This is a genomic window from Fictibacillus nanhaiensis, from assembly GCF_049537595.1.
In the GTDB taxonomy this organism is placed as follows: domain Bacteria; phylum Bacillota; class Bacilli; order Bacillales; family Fictibacillaceae; genus Fictibacillus; species Fictibacillus nanhaiensis_F.
Map to the genome: position 1 here is coordinate 769700 of NZ_JBMULM010000001.1, position 18405 is coordinate 788104.

General features: G+C 39.7%; 18 protein-coding genes. 13 read left to right on the forward strand and 5 right to left on the reverse strand.

Features of this window, described 5'->3' with window-relative positions; translation table 11 throughout:
- Positions 1-38: 38 nt before the first annotated feature.
- Entirely contained in the window at positions 39-281 is a 243-nt protein-coding gene (locus ACOZ9X_RS03795) for a hypothetical protein (protein ID WP_423417093.1), read from the forward strand.
- 82 nt (positions 282-363) lie between these two features.
- On the forward strand, positions 364-1680 hold the full coding sequence (locus ACOZ9X_RS03800; RefSeq protein WP_423418217.1) for a DRTGG domain-containing protein: 1317 nt from the start codon (positions 364-366) through the stop codon (positions 1678-1680).
- A 37-nt stretch (positions 1681-1717) separates the two neighbouring features.
- Here ACOZ9X_RS03800 and ACOZ9X_RS03805 read toward each other — a convergent pair whose 3' ends face one another.
- Complete coding sequence (locus ACOZ9X_RS03805) at positions 1718-2014, reverse strand: YtpI family protein (protein WP_416729162.1); 297 nt, start codon at positions 2012-2014, stop codon at positions 1718-1720.
- A gap of 85 nt (positions 2015-2099) precedes the next feature.
- Here ACOZ9X_RS03805 and ACOZ9X_RS03810 point away from each other — a divergent pair, with 85 nt between their 5' ends.
- Positions 2100-3047, forward strand: coding sequence for a DHH family phosphoesterase (locus tag ACOZ9X_RS03810; protein WP_423417094.1), 948 nt, complete (start codon positions 2100-2102; stop codon positions 3045-3047).
- A gap of 45 nt (positions 3048-3092) precedes the next feature.
- On the opposite strand, the gene ACOZ9X_RS03815 is transcribed toward ACOZ9X_RS03810, so the two are convergent.
- The 3 genes from ACOZ9X_RS03815 to ACOZ9X_RS03825 all read right to left on the reverse strand — a co-directional run bounded on the left by ACOZ9X_RS03815 (position 3093) and on the right by ACOZ9X_RS03825 (position 4251).
- The gene (locus tag ACOZ9X_RS03815) at positions 3093-3278 is read right to left on the reverse strand and encodes a hypothetical protein (protein ID WP_066396796.1); all 186 of its coding nucleotides are present in this window, start codon (positions 3276-3278) and stop codon (positions 3093-3095) included.
- A gap of 128 nt (positions 3279-3406) precedes the next feature.
- Positions 3407-3919 (reverse strand): sporulation membrane protein YtrI, encoded by a 513-nt coding sequence (gene ytrI, locus ACOZ9X_RS03820; protein WP_423417095.1) that lies wholly within the window; start codon positions 3917-3919, stop codon positions 3407-3409.
- Positions 3919-4251, reverse strand: a complete 333-nt coding sequence (locus tag ACOZ9X_RS03825; RefSeq protein WP_066396792.1) for a YtrH family sporulation protein — start codon at positions 4249-4251, stop codon at positions 3919-3921. The genes ytrI and ACOZ9X_RS03825 overlap by 1 nt, the downstream gene beginning before the upstream one ends.
- 161 nt (positions 4252-4412) lie before the next feature.
- Between ACOZ9X_RS03825 and dnaE the strand changes: the two genes are divergently transcribed.
- The 8 genes from dnaE (at position 4413) to ACOZ9X_RS03865 (ending at position 15094) form a co-directional block, all read left to right on the forward strand.
- Positions 4413-7796, forward strand: coding sequence for a DNA polymerase III subunit alpha (gene dnaE / locus ACOZ9X_RS03830; RefSeq protein ID WP_423417096.1), 3384 nt, complete (start codon positions 4413-4415; stop codon positions 7794-7796).
- A gap of 113 nt (positions 7797-7909) precedes the next feature.
- Positions 7910-9151: an NAD(P)-dependent malic enzyme gene (locus ACOZ9X_RS03835; RefSeq protein WP_137788666.1), complete on the forward strand. Its 1242-nt coding sequence runs from the start codon at positions 7910-7912 to the stop codon at positions 9149-9151.
- Positions 9152-9171: 20 nt separating this feature from the next.
- Complete coding sequence (locus tag ACOZ9X_RS03840; RefSeq protein WP_423417097.1) at positions 9172-9822, forward strand: FadR/GntR family transcriptional regulator; 651 nt, start codon at positions 9172-9174, stop codon at positions 9820-9822.
- Positions 9823-9838: 16 nt separating this feature from the next.
- Positions 9839-10693, forward strand: a complete 855-nt coding sequence (accD, locus tag ACOZ9X_RS03845) for an acetyl-CoA carboxylase, carboxyltransferase subunit beta (protein WP_144698648.1) — start codon at positions 9839-9841, stop codon at positions 10691-10693.
- A 3-nt stretch (positions 10694-10696) separates the two neighbouring features.
- On the forward strand, positions 10697-11674 hold the full coding sequence (gene accA / locus ACOZ9X_RS03850; protein WP_423417098.1) for an acetyl-CoA carboxylase carboxyl transferase subunit alpha: 978 nt from the start codon (positions 10697-10699) through the stop codon (positions 11672-11674).
- Between the two features lie 118 nt (positions 11675-11792).
- Positions 11793-12752, forward strand: coding sequence for a 6-phosphofructokinase (gene pfkA / locus ACOZ9X_RS03855; protein WP_137788670.1), 960 nt, complete (start codon positions 11793-11795; stop codon positions 12750-12752).
- 91 nt (positions 12753-12843) lie between these two features.
- Positions 12844-14598 carry a pyruvate kinase gene (gene pyk, locus ACOZ9X_RS03860; RefSeq protein WP_137790652.1) on the forward strand — a complete coding sequence of 585 codons (1755 nt, stop codon included), beginning with the start codon at positions 12844-12846 and terminating at the stop codon, positions 14596-14598.
- 91 nt (positions 14599-14689) lie between these two features.
- A complete protein-coding gene (locus ACOZ9X_RS03865; RefSeq protein ID WP_313957533.1) occupies positions 14690-15094 on the forward strand; it encodes an FxsA family protein in 405 nt (134 codons plus the stop codon).
- Between the two features lie 297 nt (positions 15095-15391).
- Here ACOZ9X_RS03865 and ytvI read toward each other — a convergent pair whose 3' ends face one another.
- Positions 15392-16510, reverse strand: coding sequence for a sporulation integral membrane protein YtvI (gene ytvI, locus ACOZ9X_RS03870; RefSeq protein ID WP_423417099.1), 1119 nt, complete (start codon positions 16508-16510; stop codon positions 15392-15394).
- A 52-nt stretch (positions 16511-16562) separates the two neighbouring features.
- Between ytvI and ACOZ9X_RS03875 the strand changes: the two genes are divergently transcribed.
- A complete protein-coding gene (locus ACOZ9X_RS03875) occupies positions 16563-17024 on the forward strand; it encodes a DUF441 domain-containing protein (RefSeq protein WP_423417100.1) in 462 nt (153 codons plus the stop codon).
- A gap of 249 nt (positions 17025-17273) precedes the next feature.
- Positions 17274-18389 (forward strand): citrate synthase, encoded by a 1116-nt coding sequence (gene citZ, locus ACOZ9X_RS03880; RefSeq protein ID WP_144698661.1) that lies wholly within the window; start codon positions 17274-17276, stop codon positions 18387-18389.
- The last annotated feature ends 16 nt before the right edge of the window (positions 18390-18405 follow it).

The following is an 18405-nucleotide window of genomic DNA, read 5'->3' on the forward strand; positions in this document are numbered from 1 at the left end:
TATGCATATTGATGATAGTAAGGGAGGTTGTGTTTTTTATGAGACAAGAAAAAATAGCAAAAGTATTAATGTTGTTGGTGCTTCTCTATGTAGCGATACCTGTCTTATCGTTTGACGGACCTTTGATGCAACAACTTTTCTCGGCAGCATGGATGGGATTTGCGGGTATGCTTTTAGTTAGCCTTTTGTTTAAGAAAGATACACCAGAGAAAAGAGCTGTTAAAAAGCAAATTGTGACTACAGATTCAAAAATGAAAAAAAGGATACACATGGAAAGTTGAGTTTCTGTTCTAATGCCTGTATAATCTGTATTAGTCAAAGTGATAAAACAGATAGATACAGGTAGAAGGAACGGTGAATGTAATGCTAACCAAGCATGAACAAATATTACAGCATATTTTGGACCTTGATGTCGGATCAAAAATCTCCGTTCGGCAAATAGCAAAAGATCTGACCGTTAGTGAAGGAACAGCTTATCGAGCGATAAAAGAAGCGGAAAATCAAGGAATCGTGAGCACGATTGAACGTGTTGGTACGATACGAATTGAAAGGCAAGCAAAGAGCAATATTGAAAAGCTAACGTTTGCTGAAGTCGTAAATATTGTTGAAGGACAAGTACTTGGCGGACGCGCTGGTCTTCATAAAACCTTGCACAAATTTGTAATCGGAGCCATGAAACTTGAAGCAATGATGCGCTATGTTGATGCAGGAAGTTTATTGATCGTAGGTAACCGTGTAAACGCTCATGAACTTGGTCTGAAAGCAGGAAGTGCAATCTTAGTTACTGGTGGTTTTGATACAGAGGAAGAAGTGAAACGACTCGCAGATGATCTTGAGCTTCCTGTTATCTCTACGAGCTATGATACCTTTACAGTTGCGACCATGATCAATAAAGCCATTCATGATCGTTTGATTAAGAAAGATATCGTTTTAGCATCTGATATTTTAATTCCGATCGATGAGACGCATTATCTTTATCAACATGATAAGGTGCAGCGTTGGCATGAGTTGAATCAACAAACTATGCATAGCCGTTATCCGGTTGTAGATCAAGGTAATCGCGTAACGGGGGTAGTTACTTCTAAAGATATTATAGGGGTACCTGTTACCATGCAAGTAGAAAAGGTAATGACTCGTGCACCTTTAACCGTTACGGAAAAAACATCTGTTGCTGCTTGTGCTCATATGATGATCTGGGAAGGAATCGAACTCCTTCCTGTTATCGGAACTTCTCACAAACTGATCGGAATTTTAACAAGGCAAGATGTATTAAAAGCGATGCAGATGATGCAAAAGCAGCCTCAAGTAGGTGCTACTTTTGATGATCTTATTACGACAGAGTTAAAAGAGCAAAAAGTAGATAATGAGATCTCGTACTTTTGCAGGATTACACCTCAGATGACCAATCACCTTGGAACTGTTTCATACGGCGTTTTAATGACGATCGTGACGGAAACGGCGCGAAAAGCACTGAGAAAAATTAAAAAAGGCGACCTCGTTGTGGAGAATGTTACGTTTTATTATATCAAGCCCGTACAAATTGATAGTGATATTGAACTGATTCCACGAGTGCTGGAAGTGAGCCGGAAATTTGGAAAAGTAGATGTTGAGATCCATCATGATGGAAAGATTGTTGGAAAAGCTATGATGATGGCACAGCTTCTTGATCATCGTTCATAAAAAGTCCCTGTTTCAGGGACTTTTTATCCATACGTAATTAATTTTTCTGTGCTTCTTCACGTGCAAGTGTAAGGAAATGCTTGTACATTTTATAATTCATGATTAACAGTACAATTCCATAGATTAAGAAGATAAGTGCCACCCAAAGCTGAACACGTCCTTCAACAGCAGTGAGTTCGTTAAGACCGAAAGAAGCTAAGAATGAACCGAGTGCCATTTTTGCTTTTGTGCCTGTCCACCGCTTCAAGAACGGTTCTTTTGCGCGCACTTCAGAGACTTTATAGAACACATAAAGAGAAAAAGAAAGTATAATTAGGATAATAAAAATAGGCATTGAAAATTCCCCCACGTATTTACTCCACTATATTGTAAACGTTTAAAACCATAATTGCCACAACGACATCTAAAAGGAGTCTGCTATGAAAGAACAAATCTTACAAAGAATCAAACAGTATGAAAAGATAATTATTCATCGACATGTCAGACCAGACCCGGATGCGCTCGGATCACAAGGTGGGCTTTCTGCAATCATCAAAGCAAGTTATCCTCAAAAAGAAGTGTATGTTGTAGGGGAAGAGGAAGCGGGCCTTACATTTCTAAACACGATGGATGTTATAGAAGATGGTGTTTATAAAGGGGCTTTAGTCATTATTTGCGATACTGCGAACTCACCTCGAATCAGTGATCACCGTTATTCACTAGGAGATTTTGTTATCAAAATCGATCATCATCCAAATGAAGATCCTTATGGTGATTTGATTTGGGTGGATACTGAAGCAAGTTCTACATCAGAGATGATCATGGATCTTTACCTTTATGGATCAACGTCTGGATTAAAACTTGATCAACATGCAGCAAGACTAATCTATGCTGGTATTATTGGTGACACTGGTCGCTTTTTATTTTCAAACACGACTCAAAAAACACACCATTATACAGCAGCGTTATTAGAGACAGGATTCTCACCTTCAGAAATTCACGAAAATTTATATAAGATATCTGAAAAACTCGTTCGGTTGAACGGTTATGTTCTTCAAAATTTTTCGATTGCAGACAATTGTGTAGGGTATATCCACTTAAAAAAAGACACGTTAAAAGAGTTTGGAACAACTCCAGGTGAAGCATCCCTTTTAGTAAATTCTTTTTCACATGTTGAAGGCTTGTTGGCGTGGGTGTTTTTTGTGGATGAACCAGATCAGATAAGAGTTAGATTGCGGTCGAAAGGTCCTGTTGTTAATAAGATAGCAACTAAATTCAACGGCGGAGGGCATCCGAGAGCATCAGGAGCAACGGTATATACCGAAGACGAAACGATGTCTGTACTAGCTGAACTTCGAAACCTCTGTAAAGAATATCAAGCCAAATAAAAAAGGCCTCATCGGGGGGCCTTTTTATGCTTTAGCATGATATATTTAGTTAGCTTTTTCAGGGATAAACCAAGAGCCAACATCTGTTACATCTTCATGCACTTTTAAGTTTAATTTTGCAAGCTCTCTCTTGATTAGGTCTGCTACTTCTTTCGTTTCTGCAAAAGCAGAAAAGCCATTCTGTAATTCCTTCACCTTTTCACGGGCAAGTTCTTTTCGATTGATAATCATGTAGTTCCCCCCAATAATCACTCTTGAAATATTCTTTACACATATTTTATACAATTGAAGGAGGGATTGCCATTTCTTTGCCCAAAGATTCATAAAAACGTAATATTTCGACCATTATTTATGCATAATCATTCACTGATTTTAGCTGAGATATAGATTCGAAGAACACCCGTGTATAAATACAAATGATCGATCTTGACTTCATAAGCTTGCTCATCGTCATCGAGTCGGTACGTTTTATTTTCAATAGCTTGTACGAGTAAGGAATGACTTTTTGCAAGTGTTTCTGTATCTTCTCCTATAAGATGCTCAAGGTCGTCTTCAACTGCTTTTGCCAAGTGCAGCCTAGTTAAGTTTGATAACTTTGAAGAATCCTGGTTTGAAAATCTTGCATTCACTTCATGTAGTTTAAACTTCTTAGCAAGTTCTTTGTTTGCTTTTTCATCATCCGAAGTTAAGATTTCATTCTTCTTTTCTAGATCATTTATTTCTACCTGCTGGTTCTCGATTCTAACAATCAGCCTTTCATGAGCCAAACCGCCTTGTATTAAAAAAAAAGCCCAACCGATAATAAATCCGATCGCTATCCCAGCAAAAAAACGCTGGTAGCCTTTTCGTTGATATAGCGGGGGAATCCTCATCAGTTGATGTTCTCCTGGCTGAGCCATTGAATCAATTGCATGGCAGAATTAGCACCAGCAATCGCTACGAAAATATAAGTTAATTGTTTGAAAATCTCTATAGTAGCGCCGTTTTCAAAACTTCGCTCAAAGTTCGTGATCGTATCAAACGTTCCACCAATAGCAGCGACGATTGCCCATATTTTAAGTCTTTTCGCAAGTTCCATCATCTCTAAGATTGGTGCTTTTCCTACAAGAAAAGCGGCAAGCCCGCCGATTAACGCTCCACCCAACAATACACCGAAAGCTATAGCAAAATCTAATATGATATTAGCAAAGAATTCACGTACCATGAGACAACCTCCCCTCTTAATCAATGTATGGGAAGTAGATGAAGTGTATGCTAATTTGAGAGAAAATGAATAATCGCTCGTTAATCACAACTGTTTCATTAACACATGCGAACTTCTGTACTATAATGGAATGCAAACAGGTGCGTAAAGGAAGTGATGGTATGGGATTTGTCCCACTGCATATACATAGTGAATACTCGCTTCTTGAAAGCTCTTGTCGAATCGAAGAGCTTGTTCAATATGCAAAAGAGCTTGGATATACCTCGTTAGCGTTAACAGATAAATCCAATATGTATGGTGCATTAAAATTTTATACAACCTGTGTAAAAGCTGGCATCAAACCTATCATTGGTTTAGAAGCAGAAGTTGGAAGAAATCAAACAGATACAAAAGAGAAGATAAGTTCACACCATAAACTTCTTTTATATGCCATGAACATAGAAGGCTATGAAAATCTATTGAGACTTACAACGCTAATGCAGACTAAACTGGACGGAGAAGTGTCACCACTTTCTTATGAAGAAATCTCAAATCATGCTGAAGGCCTTATTGCTGTTTCATCAGGAATAGAAGGTGAGGTTCAGCAGTACCTTGCTCATGAAAACCTTGATGATCAAACATTAGATCGATTGCTTCAATTCTATAAATCGTGCTTCAAAGACCGCTTTTACCTTGGAATAGAAGATCATGATACAGGTATAGAAAAAACAATAAATCTCCAATTGCACAACCTTTCAAGGAAATATCTTGTCCCTCTCGTTTGTATGCATGAAACGTATTATATGAAAAGAGAGGATGCAGACGCGCATGATATCCTGCTTTGCATCAAACAAGGCGAGAAGAAAAACAATCGTGATCGATTTAAACTGCAGACCGATGAATTTTATTTTAAATCCCCAACAGAAATAGAACGTCTATTTTCCCATGCTGAAGAGGCGTTAGATACAACGGCTAAACTGGCAGAAAGATGTTCGCTCGAACTCCATCTTGGTAACATCGCTTTGCCTAAATACCCTGTTCCTAATAATAAGAACAGCTATGAATATTTAACAGAGCTCTGCAATAAAGGACTTTTGAATCGATACGAAACGATAACACCTGAAATCAAAGACCGATTAACATACGAACTCAATATTATTAAAAGCATGAACTTTGAAGATTATTTCTTGATTGTTTGGGATTTTATGAAATTTGCACACGACGAAAAGATGATTACAGGACCAGGAAGAGGTTCTGCAGCAGGTTCATTAGTCGCTTACGTTCTTAAGATTACGAATGTTGATCCTATTCATCATCAACTGATCTTCGAGCGCTTCCTAAACCCTGAACGAATTACGATGCCGGATATTGATATCGACTTTCCTGATAACCGTCGTGATGTAGTACTCAGTTATGTTGCGCATAAATATGGTACAGATTATGTCGCACAGATCATTACCTTTGGGACATTAGCTGCAAGAGCGGCGATAAGGGATGCGGGCAGAGTAATGGATTTTGCTCCAGCACTTATTGATCTTACCGCAAAGAATATTCCATCTAGACCAGGAATAACGTTGGAAAATGCGTTGAAAGAATCAGCGGGCTTGCAACAGGCGTACAAAAATGAACCTGATGTGAGAAAACTCGTTGAGATCGCAATGACACTTGAAGGTTTACCGAGGCACGCATCAACCCATGCTGCAGGCGTAGTCTTGTCGGGAGCACCACTTGTTCAAAAAGTACCTTTACAAACCGGTCATGACGGTATACCTCTTACACAATATAGTATGGAATGGCTCGAAGCTGCAGGACTCTTGAAGATGGACTTTTTGGGCTTGCGAAATTTATCGCTCATTGAAAACATCTTATGGGCGATCGAAGAAAATGAAAATGTGAAGATTAGTTTAAATGATATTCCATTCAATGACGCTAAAACATTTGAGCTTCTTGCAAAAGGTGATACGACTGGGGTGTTTCAGCTTGAGTCTGACGGGATGAGAAAAGTTCTTCAGCAGCTTAAACCGACAGAGTTTGAAGATATCGTGGCGGTGAATGCTCTCTATCGGCCTGGTCCGATGCAAAATATTCCTGACTATATTGCTGGCAAACATCGTCTAAAGACTGTGCAATACATGCACCCTGATCTGGAACCGATTTTACAATCAACATATGGTGTGATCGTTTATCAAGAACAGATCATGCAGATTGCAACCAAAGCAGCTGGTTTCACACTAGGAGAGGCAGATTTGCTTAGGAGAGCAGTAGGCAAGAAGAAAAGGGATATTCTTCTGCGTGAGAGACAACACTTTGTTGCAGGGTGTCTAAAGCAAGGCTATGATGAAAAATCTGCAGATGCTTTGTACGACTTGATCGTACGTTTTGCTGATTATGGATTTCCTAGGAGCCATGCTGTTGCATACAGTGTGATCGCTTATCAACTTGCCTTTTTAAAAGCGAACTATCCAGCCTACTTTATGGCGGCTCTGCTTTCAAGCGTTATCGGGAATCATGATAAAGTGAATCAATATATTAAAGAATCCGAGCAAAGAGGGATTCCTGTTCTTTCACCATCCATAAAAAAAGGCAGCGAAATTTTTATTTCAAATGGAACTACTATCACATTTGGTCTTTTGGCAATAAAAAACGTTGGGTACAATGCAATTAGGATGTTAATGACAGAGAACGAAAAAGAAACGTTTCATGATCTGTTCGATATCTGTTCAAGATGTCCTCAGAAAGTTGTGAATAAACGTACACTCGAATCACTAATTTTTGCAGGAGCTTTGGATGAATTGGGACAAGATCGAGCAGTGTTGCTAGCTTCATTAGAAACTGCGATTGAATATGGAGAAGAGTTTCAGGAGATCTCAAGAAAGAATCAGATGTATCTTTTTGATGATGATATTAATTTGCCTAAACCTTCCTATGTTTCCGTTCAATCTTTTCAAGAAAGTGAAAAAATTAAGTTTGAAAAAGAAGCTTTAGGCTTTTTCTTTTCTTCACATCCGCTGCAAAGATATCGAACGACCTTAAACAGCTGGAAAGCGGTTAACATCAATGAGTTAAAAGAAAAAAAATCATCCGTTCGTCTAGGTGTTCTAGTGGACAAAGTACGAGCGATCAAAACCAAAAAAGGAGAACTCATGGCCTTCCTAACGATCAGTGATGAAAGTGGTGAGATAGAAGCCGTCGCTTTTCCGAAAGTTTATGAAACATACCATTCTCTTCTTCAGAAAGGACAACAATTGTTTATAGAAGGAAGTGTGGAGCACCGTAACGAATCACTGCAGATTCTTGTGAATAAATGCAAACTGCTCGAAGATTTAAAGTCAAATGAGCAACCGACCCTATTCATTAAAATAGATAAAGAACATCAGTCGTCTCAGCATCTGAATGCGATGAAGGCCATTTTAGACGAATCAAAAGGTTCTACATCTGTTGTTTTGATCTATGAAGAGAATAGACAAAAGGTTCAGATTTCACAAAAAGTAAATGTTTCTGAAAACTTGTTATTAGAATTGCAATCTGTTATTGGTGAGGGTAATGTCGTATTTAGAAGAAATTAAAAACCTTTACAGCTTGTTAACTTTTGTTATAATGGATGAGTCAATATTAGTGGTCTGACCACCTCCTAATTGGCTTATCAACCTTAAATATAAAATCATTAGGAGATGAAAAAATGTCTACATTAAGAGAAGAAGCACTACACATGCACCGCACACATCAAGGGAAATTAGAATCGAAATCAAAGGTACCTGTACGTAACGCGAAGGATTTAAGCTTAGCGTATTCTCCTGGTGTGGCAGAGCCGTGTAAAGATATTTATGATGACAAAACGAAAGTCTATGACTATACGATGAAGGGTAACACAGTAGCTGTTGTTTCTGATGGAACAGCTGTATTAGGTCTCGGTAATATTGGGCCTGAAGCTGCACTTCCTGTTATGGAAGGAAAAGCAGTACTATTTAAGAGTTTTGCTGGCGTTGATGCGTTCCCGATCTGCTTGAATACGACAGATGTGGACAAGATCGTTGAAACGGTGAAATTGCTTGAACCTACATTTGGCGGTGTGAACTTAGAAGATATTGCAGCACCCAATTGTTTCGTAGTCGAAGAGCGTTTAAAGAAAGAAACGAATATTCCAATCTTCCATGATGATCAGCATGGTACAGCTATTGTGACGCTAGCAGGTCTTGTTAATGCTCTTAAATTAACAGGACGTGAAATGTCTAAGATTAAGGTCGTTGTTAACGGAGCTGGTGCAGCTGGAATCGCAATTATTAAATTGCTAGATCGTTTTGGTGTGAAAGATATCATCATGTGCGACACAAAAGGTGCGATCTATGAAGGTCGTCCGTTCGGAATGAACTCTGTGAAAAAAGAAGTTGCAAACTTTACGAACCGTACGAAACAAGAAGGAACACTTGCAGATGTAATCAGTGGTTCAGATGTTTTTGTAGGTGTTTCAGTAGAAGGTGCATTAACAAAGGCAATGGTTGAGTCGATGAATCCTGAACCGATTATCTTTGCTATGGCTAACCCGAATCCTGAGATCATGCCTCATGAAGCACGTGAAGCAGGTGCGATGGTCATTGGAACAGGGCGATCTGATTTTCCTAACCAAGTAAATAACGTGTTGGCGTTTCCTGGTATTTTCCGTGGTGCGCTAGATGTTCGTGCAACACACATCAATGAGGAAATGAAAATTGCAGCGGTACATGCGATCGCAAATCTGGTTAACCCAGTAGAATTGACGGCGGATTATGTAATTCCAGCACCATTCGATCCGCGTGTAGCACCTGCTGTTGCTGCAGCTGTAGCTACTGCTGCTATGGAAACAGGAGTCGCAAGACTTCGTGTGAATCCTGAAGACATCGCTGAAAAGACTAAGAAACTAGCTATTATCGGAAAAGATGAATGAAACCGGTAGAGGAGAGAGGAATGTCTGTCCAGCCTACCGAAAAAGTATATATAGAAATTCTTAAACAAATTAAAGCGATTATCGTTGAGGACGGTCTTCAAGCGGGTGACAAGCTCCCATCTGAAAGGGAGCTGAGTGACCGCCTGAAGGTTGGAAGATCATCTGTTCGCGAAGCACTGCGATCTCTAGAACTTTTAGGTCTGATTGAGACAAGAAGAGGCGAAGGGACATTTATTCGTGAAGCAACCGGACACCGGCTCGTTGAAGTGCTAGCTTCGTTTATCTTAAACGATAATAAAGCTAGACACGATCTTCAGGAAACAAGACATATAGTTATTAAAGACTGTGTGGAGCTTTCAGTACTTAGAGCTGGATCTTCTACTATTTCTAAACTGGAAAATCTTATTGAACAGATGGATACGAACGAACAAGAGCAAGTTCATAAAGCTTGCAAACAATTTGAAAAAATTGTGATCCAAGCATGCGGCAATCATCTTCTTTATCGTTTATATGTAGAACTAACGGGTTATGGGTCTTCATTGCAACGAGCAAATTCGTACTGGTCACGAGCATTTTGTGAGGAAGTCCTGACACTTCTTCAATCAAAAGATGCTGTGAAGCTGACGAGTTTGTTATCAAAACAAAACGATGCTCTAAACGCAATCGAATAGGTGGTGTTATTCATTTATGATTAAAGGATTGTTTGTAAAAAAGAAAAAATATGCCACGATACCAACTGGTAAAGTTAAACAAGACGTTCCAGAAGGAATTATGAGTAAATGTCCAGAATGCAAGCACATCATGGTAACAAAAGAGTTAAGAAAAAACTTGCTTGTATGTCAAGGCTGTCAATATCATTATCCAATGTCATCACAAGAACGAATAGCTGCTCTGATTGATGAAGGAACCTTTACAGAATATGATGCAGACATGATCTCTGGAAATCCTTTAGAGTTTCCAGATTATGTGGAGAAACTTGAAGGTGACCGAAAGAAAACAAAAATTAATGAAGCCGTTGTTACAGGTGCCGGTCAGATTGATGGCCGTGATGTAACATTAGCTGTTATGGATTCTCGCTTTAGAATGGGTAGCATGGGTTCTGTTGTAGGTGAGAAGATCACACGTGCGATTGAGCACGCGATTGATCAAGAAACACCGTTTATCATCTTTACAGCATCTGGCGGAGCTAGAATGCAAGAGGGCGTATTAAGTTTGATGCAGATGGCTAAAACGAGTGTAGCTCTTAAACGTTTGAGTGACAAAGGATTGTTGTTTATCTCTATCATGACACACCCGACAACAGGTGGCGTTTCCGCAAGTTTCGCATCTGTAGGTGATTACAATTTTGCTGAACCTAAGGCTTTAATCGGGTTTGCTGGCAGAAGAATCATTGAACAAACGATTCGTCAGGAATTACCGGATGATTTTCAGACAGCAGAGTTTTTATTAAAACATGGGCAGTTAGATAGAGTCATTCATAGAAGTGAAATGAAGAAAACATTGAGTACGTTAGTAAAGATTCATACAGAAGGGAGGGTGTAAAGCATGGCAGCAGAACTAGAATTTGAAAGACCGATACACGAACTGGAGAAAAAAATCGCAGAGCTTAAGTCATTTATGGATGAGAAAGATATTGATTTAACAGACGAGATCAAGAGGCTAGAAGAAAAATTGTCTAACCTTGAAAACAGTACGTATTCAGAGATGAAGCCATGGGATCGTGTTCAAATTGCCAGGCATGCTGAACGCCCAACTACCCTTGATTATATTAACTATCTTTTTACGGATTTCATTGAATTACACGGAGACCGTCTTTTTGGTGACGATGAAGCGATCGTTGGAGGCGTAGCTTTTTATAAGGAGCTACCTATAACGATCATCGGACACCAAAGAGGGAAAGATACGAAAGAAAATCTTCGTCGTAACTTCGGTATGCCTCATCCAGAAGGCTATCGCAAGGCACTGCGTTTAATGAAACAAGCCGAGAAGTTTAATAGACCTATTATCTGTTTTATTGATACAAAGGGAGCGTATCCAGGAAAAGCAGCTGAGGAAAGAGGACAGAGTGAGGCGATCGCTCGTAATTTAGTTGAGATGGCTGGGTTAACTGTTCCTGTTATTTGTGTTGTGATCGGAGAAGGTGGAAGCGGTGGAGCATTAGCTTTAGGTGTAGGAAATTACGTACACATGCTCGAGAACTCAACCTATTCTGTTATCTCTCCAGAAGGCGCTGCTGCCATTCTTTGGAAAGATGCTTCAATGGCAAAGAAAGCAGCTGAATCTATGAGAATCACTGCTCCAGACTTAAAAGAATTAGGAATTATTGATGAGATCATTGAAGAAGTTAAGGGTGGAGCACATAAAGACGCGAAGCAGCAAGCGGAATTGATCGACCAGGTTTTGGAAAGTTCTTTACATTCGTTGCTGTCCATGTCTAAAGAAGAGCTCATAAATCAACGTTATGAAAAATATAAAAAAATCGGACAATTTGGGTTTGTAAACGATTCCATTGTTGTTAAATAAGGAATGTGCCTTTCTGCTTAGGGAAAGGCGCATTTTTTTGCCTATTGTTGTCTATTGTGTTCAACATTTGAACATGATATTTTAATAAGACGAGAGAACTAGAGAGGTGAAATGTTTCATGAAGCGGATAGGAGTTCTAACAAGTGGTGGCGATTCACCAGGCATGAACGCTGCGATTCGGGCGGTTGTTCGAAAAGGAATCTACCATGACTTAGAAGTTTATGGGATATACAATGGTTATGCAGGACTAATTTCGGGGAATATTAAGAAACTAGAATTAGGATCTGTTGGAGATATTATACATCGTGGAGGCACGATGCTTCATTCAGCACGTTGTTTAGAGTTCAAGACACCAGAAGGACAACAAAAAGGGATCGAGCAGTTAAAGAAATTCGGTATTGAAGGATTAGTCGTTATTGGTGGAGACGGATCTTTCCAAGGTGCTAAGAAATTGTCTGAACAAGGTTACCCAACGATCGGTGTACCTGGTACGATCGACAATGACATTCCGGGTACAGATTTTACAATCGGTTTTGATACAGCTTTAAATACGATTATCGATGCGATCGATAAGATTCGTGACACGGCTACTTCACATGAGCGTACTTATATAATTGAAGTAATGGGACGTGACGCTGGTGACTTGGCTCTATGGGCTGGACTTGCAGATGGTGCTGAGACGATCCTCATTCCAGAAGAAGATCATAAGATGGATCAAGTCGTACAAAAGCTGCAACGAGGACATGAACGCGGTAAGAAACACAGTATCATAATTGTAGCTGAAGGTTGTGGAAGCGGCGTTGATGTTGCTAAAGAGATCGAAAGGCTTACAGACTTCGAGACAAGAGTTACGGTTCTGGGTCACATTCAACGTGGTGGTTCCCCTACAGCTTTTGACCGTGTACTAGCAAGCCGTCTAGGTGCGCAAGCGGTTGAACTCTTATTAGAAGGCAAAGCTGGGCGTACAGTAGGTATTGAAAATAACAAACTTGTGGATTATGACATTACAGAAGTATTATCTAGAAAACATTCGATAGATCGACAAATGTACAAGTTATCACAAGAATTATCCATATAATCTGCTTAATGCATCGTACGGCTGCAGGTTGACTGCAGATGCCTTACGATGCCTTTCTGCGAAAAAAGAAAACCAGGAGGCTATTTACATGTTGCGCAAAACAAAGATCGTTTGTACGATAGGACCGGCAAGCGAAAGTATTGATAAGTTAAAAGAATTAATGAATGCTGGGATGAACGTTTCCCGTCTAAATTTCTCCCACGGTGACTTTGATGAGCATGGTCAACGAATCATCAACATTCGTGAAGCATCTAAAGAGCTTGGAAAAACAGTTGCGATCCTTTTAGATACGAAGGGACCTGAGATCCGCACTCAAACGCTTGAAGGCGGAGTTGCTGAACTTGTTGCTGGAAACGAACTAATCGTTTCTATGGAAGAAGTAGTTGGTAACGACAAAAAGATCTCTGTAACATATCCAGGTCTTGTTGAAGACGTACATGTTGGATCAAGAATCCTGCTTGATGACGGACTGATCGAACTTGAAGTAACAGCGATCGGCGAAAAAGAATTGACTACAAAGATCTTAAACTCTGGTACATTAAAAAATAAAAAAGGTGTAAACGTACCTAACGTAAGCGTGAAACTTCCTGGTATCACAGACAAAGATGCAAAAGATATCGAATTTGGTATTGAACAAGGTGTTGATTTTATTGCTGCGTCATTCGTACGTCGTGCAACAGATGTTCTTGAAATTCGTGAGATCTTAGATCGCCACAATGCAAACCATATTCAAATTATCCCTAAGATCGAGAACCAAGAAGGTGTAGACAATATCGATGAGATCCTTGCTGTTTCTGACGGTCTAATGGTAGCACGTGGTGACCTTGGTGTTGAGATTCCGGCTGAAGAAGTACCTCTAGTACAAAAGATGCTGATCAAGAAGTGTAATGAGCTTGGAAAGCCAGTTATTACCGCAACTCAAATGTTAGATTCTATGCAACGTAACCCGCGTCCTACGCGTGCTGAAGCGAGTGACGTAGCGAACGCAATCTTCGACGGAACTGATGCGATCATGCTATCAGGTGAAACAGCTGCTGGAACTTATCCAGTTGAAGCGGTTCTTACCATGCATAAGATTGCTAGCCGTGCTGAAAGTTCGTTGAACTATAAAACACTATTATCTTCAAGAAGCAAAGAGAGCAAAACGACAATTACAGATGCAATCTCTCAATCTGTTTCCTTTACAGCTCTTAACCTAGATGCAGATGCAGTTATTACTGCTACTGAAAAAGGTCAAACAGCTCGTATGATTTCAAAATATCGTCCAAAAGCTCCTATTATCGCAGTAACAAGCAACGAAGATGTTTGCCGAAAGCTTGCACTTGTTTGGGGAGTAACTCCAGTTAAAGGTGAAAAAGCTGGAACAACAGATGAAATGTTCCAAATTGCAATCGATTCAGCGCTTAAAGCAGAAGCTGTTCAACATGGAAATCTTGTAGTGATCACGGCAGGTGTACCAGTTGGTGAATCTGGTTCTACAAACTTAATGAAGGTCCACATTATAGGTGATGTGCTTGCTAAAGCTCAAGGAATTGGACAATCATCCGCTTCAGGAAAAGTAGTTGTAGCTAAAACAGCTCAAGAAGCGATGGATAAGATGACTGAAGGTGCAATTCTAGTAACGGTAGGAACGGACCGTGATATGATTGGTGCGTTCGAAAAAGCATCTGCTGTTATTACAGAAGAAGGCGGATTAACAAGCCATGCTGCAGTATGTGGAGTATCACTTAGTATTCCAGTAATCGTTGGTTTGCAAAATGCAACTGAAATCTTTAAAGATGGACAAGAGATTACGATTGATGCTTCTGTTGGATACATCTATGATGGAAGAAAGAACGTTATCTAATGATACGAAAAGAGAAGGGTGAAACCTTCTCTTTTTTCATTCGTAAAAAAGGGAACAGGCTTGACCCCTTATTACATGTTTAACGAAAGCGGTGGTTTATTTGTTTCGTAAGCTTTTACCGATCTTTATTCTTATTCCTGCCATCGAGGTAGGACTCTTTATATTGGCTGGACAATATATAGGAATTCCTGCGACGATTGCTGGGATATTTATCACGGGTATACTAGGCGCTTATCTAGCAAAAAGAGAAGGTGTACAAACGCTTCAACGTGTGAAGGTGCAGCTTGAAAGCGGACAGATGCCAGGAGAGGCAGTTCTTGATGGGGCATGTATCCTTGTAGGTGGAGCATTACTCTTAGCACCTGGATTTCTAACCGACATTCTAGGTTTCTTCTTACTTATCCCTCCACTAAGAAAGCCAGTGAAGTTGTGGATGAAAGCGAAACTCTTCCAAAAGATGCAATCAGGACAGTTTTACTTCATAAAAAGAAGGTAGAGACACTAGTTACTGCCAGAGTCAACATAGCAGATCAAATGAGGCAGTTTCTAAAAGATTTTTGCTTTCAAGTCTGTTTATTTATTCTACTATGACGGTTGATTGGAGTGGAAGGTGCGAGACTCCTGCGGGACAAGCGGTCAGGTGAGACCCTTAAGGGCGCAAGGCGGCAAGGGGCTCACCGCCTGCCCCGCGGAAAGCGAGCAACCTGTAATGGAAATCAACTACTATCAGAAGCATCTATGAATACGAAAACATAACAAAAAGAACGATGCGCACTTCCAGCATCCGTTCTTTTTATTTGTGTATAGGCTTCATAACAAATTGATAGAGCTCATGAAAGAACTTTGCTTCATAAAGTGCACGAATAATGACTAGGATAACAGGTCCTACGATAAGGCCGACAAATCCAAGAAGCTGAAAGCCAGCAAATAAAGAAACTAGAGTCGCGAGAGGATCAAGTCCGATCGTTTGTGATAGAAGCTTTGGTTCCATGATCTGTCGCTGAATAACGACAACACCATACAAGATGGATAGTCCGATCGTTAGCGTGTAATTTCCTGTTAAGAAGCAATAAGCGATCCACGGCAGAAAAACAGCACCTGTCCCAAGGTATGGTAAGAGATCGATCGCTCCGATGAGTACAGATATAGTTACAGCATAGTCAATACGCATCACTAAGAGACCAACTAATACGATACAGGCTGTTATGGAGATTAAGGTTAGCTGAGCTTTTAAAAAGCCAAATAGAGCTTTTCGGAGTTCTACATATACCGTTGTGACAGTATGGATTAACTTTTCAGGGAAGATCGCATTAAGGAATCCTGTTAGACGATACCAATCCTTACTAATAAAAAAAGCAGCGAGAAGTGAAAAGATAAAAACCGTTAAAAAAGTTGGAAGACTTACGATCATTAGAGAGACACTATTAATCACGGCCTGTGTCATACTGGACGCATTTGTGGTAATGCCGGTTCCGATCTTCTCGATATTATCCATTACCGTTTCTTGCTGATCCGTTCCTAACTTGCTATAGATGGAGAGTAAATCTTGATATAAAGGAAGTACGTTCGTTTTAAAAGATCGTTCAAAATAAAAGACCAGCTCTTGTATATATGCGGGCAATTCATGTGCAATATAGGCAAAACCAGTCATCATCTCTTGAATGAGCAAGGTTAGTAACAAGACAATCACACCTAAAAGGCCTAATATAGAAAGAATGACAGCAAGAGCTCTATTCACTTTGAATCGATCCACGATAAAGTCTACAAAAGGGTTGATCATCAGTGCTATGATTGCTCCTGCGATAAATGGATAAAGAATAGCAGAAACATAATAGCCAGAAAAAATAAGGGCAACAGCGAGGAATAGAATAAATCCAATACGCAACAAGCGATGTGTTAGTTCAGCATACAAATTTTTCACCTGCCTTTTCACTACATATCATCTTTGAGAAAGGAATGAAACTATGGGACCTCTACTTTTTTTATTAGGACTATTGATCATTGGCTTACTTGCAAAAAATCAATCATTAATCATCGCAGTGGCATTTTTGTTAGTGTTAAAATTTACCGGTATGGGTGACAAATGGTTTCCTGCTATTCAACAAAAAGGAATAAATTGGGGTGTGACGATCATAACGATTGCCGTATTAGTACCGATTGCATCCGGTGAGATAGGATTTAAACAGTTGTCTGATTCATTGCGTTCTTATTATGCGTGGGTTGCTTTACTATCTGGAATTTTCGTTGCAGTGATCGCAAGTAAAGGACTTCATCTGCTTCAGAATGATCCTCATATTACGGCAGCTTTAGTCTTAGGAACGATCCTTGCTGTTGCTCTATTTCAAGGAGTGGCTGTTGGGCCATTGATTGGAGCAGGAATCGCTTATATGGCCATGAAATTAGTAGGAATGTTTTCAGGTTCATGACGCTTTCAGCACGAAATAAGTGATATCCGTTCACAAATATCAGATTATTGTTTATAATTGATGTGTATGTCCCATTTCCTTTAAATAGTCTTTCATTTTTCAAGTCTCAGTTTCGAGATTAAAAAAGTTGGGAATGTAACCATGAATCCAGCTTTTTTATTATAAGGAAAATGTAAGCTCTTTCTATTTTTTAAAAAGTGAAACAATTAAAGGAGAAGAGAGAATAACAGAAAAAAAGGAGAGATAGCCATGACAGCTACAAGAGGATTAGAAGGAATTGTTGCAACGACATCTTCTGTCAGCTCTATCATTGACGATGTATTAACCTATAGAGGATATAGCATTGATGACTTAGCTGAACATGCAACTTTTGAGGAAGTTGTATACTTGCTTTGGAATGGTAAACTGCCTTCCCAATCTGAACTAGAATCTTTTAAATCAGAACTTGCTGAAGCTAGTGAGCTGCCTGCAGAATTGTTGGAACAAATGAAATCGCTTCCTTTGAAGAATACACATCCAATGACTGTATTGCGTACGATCGTGTCAACATTAGCGATGTATGATCCAGAAGCAGAGGATATGTCTACAGATGGAAACTACAAAAAAGCCATCCGTCTTCAAGCTCAGATGTCATCACTTGTAACGGCATTTGCACGCATTAGGGAAGGAAAAGATCCAATTGCTCCTAAAAAAGAACTTAGCTATGCAGCTAACTTCCTATATATGCTTACAGGTAAAGAGCCTGATGAAATTTCTGAAACAGCTTTTAACAAAGCATTAGTTTTACATGCTGACCATGAGCTGAATGCATCTACGTTCACTGCACGTGTTTGTGTGGCTACTCTTTCTGATATCTATTCAGGAATTACAGCTGCGATCGGTGCTTTAAAAGGACCACTTCATGGTGGTGCAAACGAACAAGTAATGAAGATGCTTTCTGAGATTGGTGAAGAAGCAAACGTAGAATCATACTTGGACAACGCGATTGAGAACAAACAAAAGATCATGGGCTTTGGTCACCGTGTATACAAGAACGGAGATCCACGTGCAAAACATTTGCGTGAAATGTCTAAACAGCTAACATCTATCACAGGTGAAGAAAAATGGTATACGATGAGCGTAAAGATTGATGATACATTGAAGCAGAAGAAAGGCTTGCTGCCAAACGTAGACTTCTATTCTGCTAGTGTTTATCACAGCCTAGGTATCGATCATGACCTATTCACGCCGATCTTTGCGATCAGCCGTGTTTCTGGCTGGATTGCACATATCTTAGAACAATACGAAAACAACCGTTTGATTCGCCCTCGTGCTGAATATATCGGACCTGACATGCAGCAATATGTTGCTCTAGAACAAAGATAATATAAAAACGATAGGT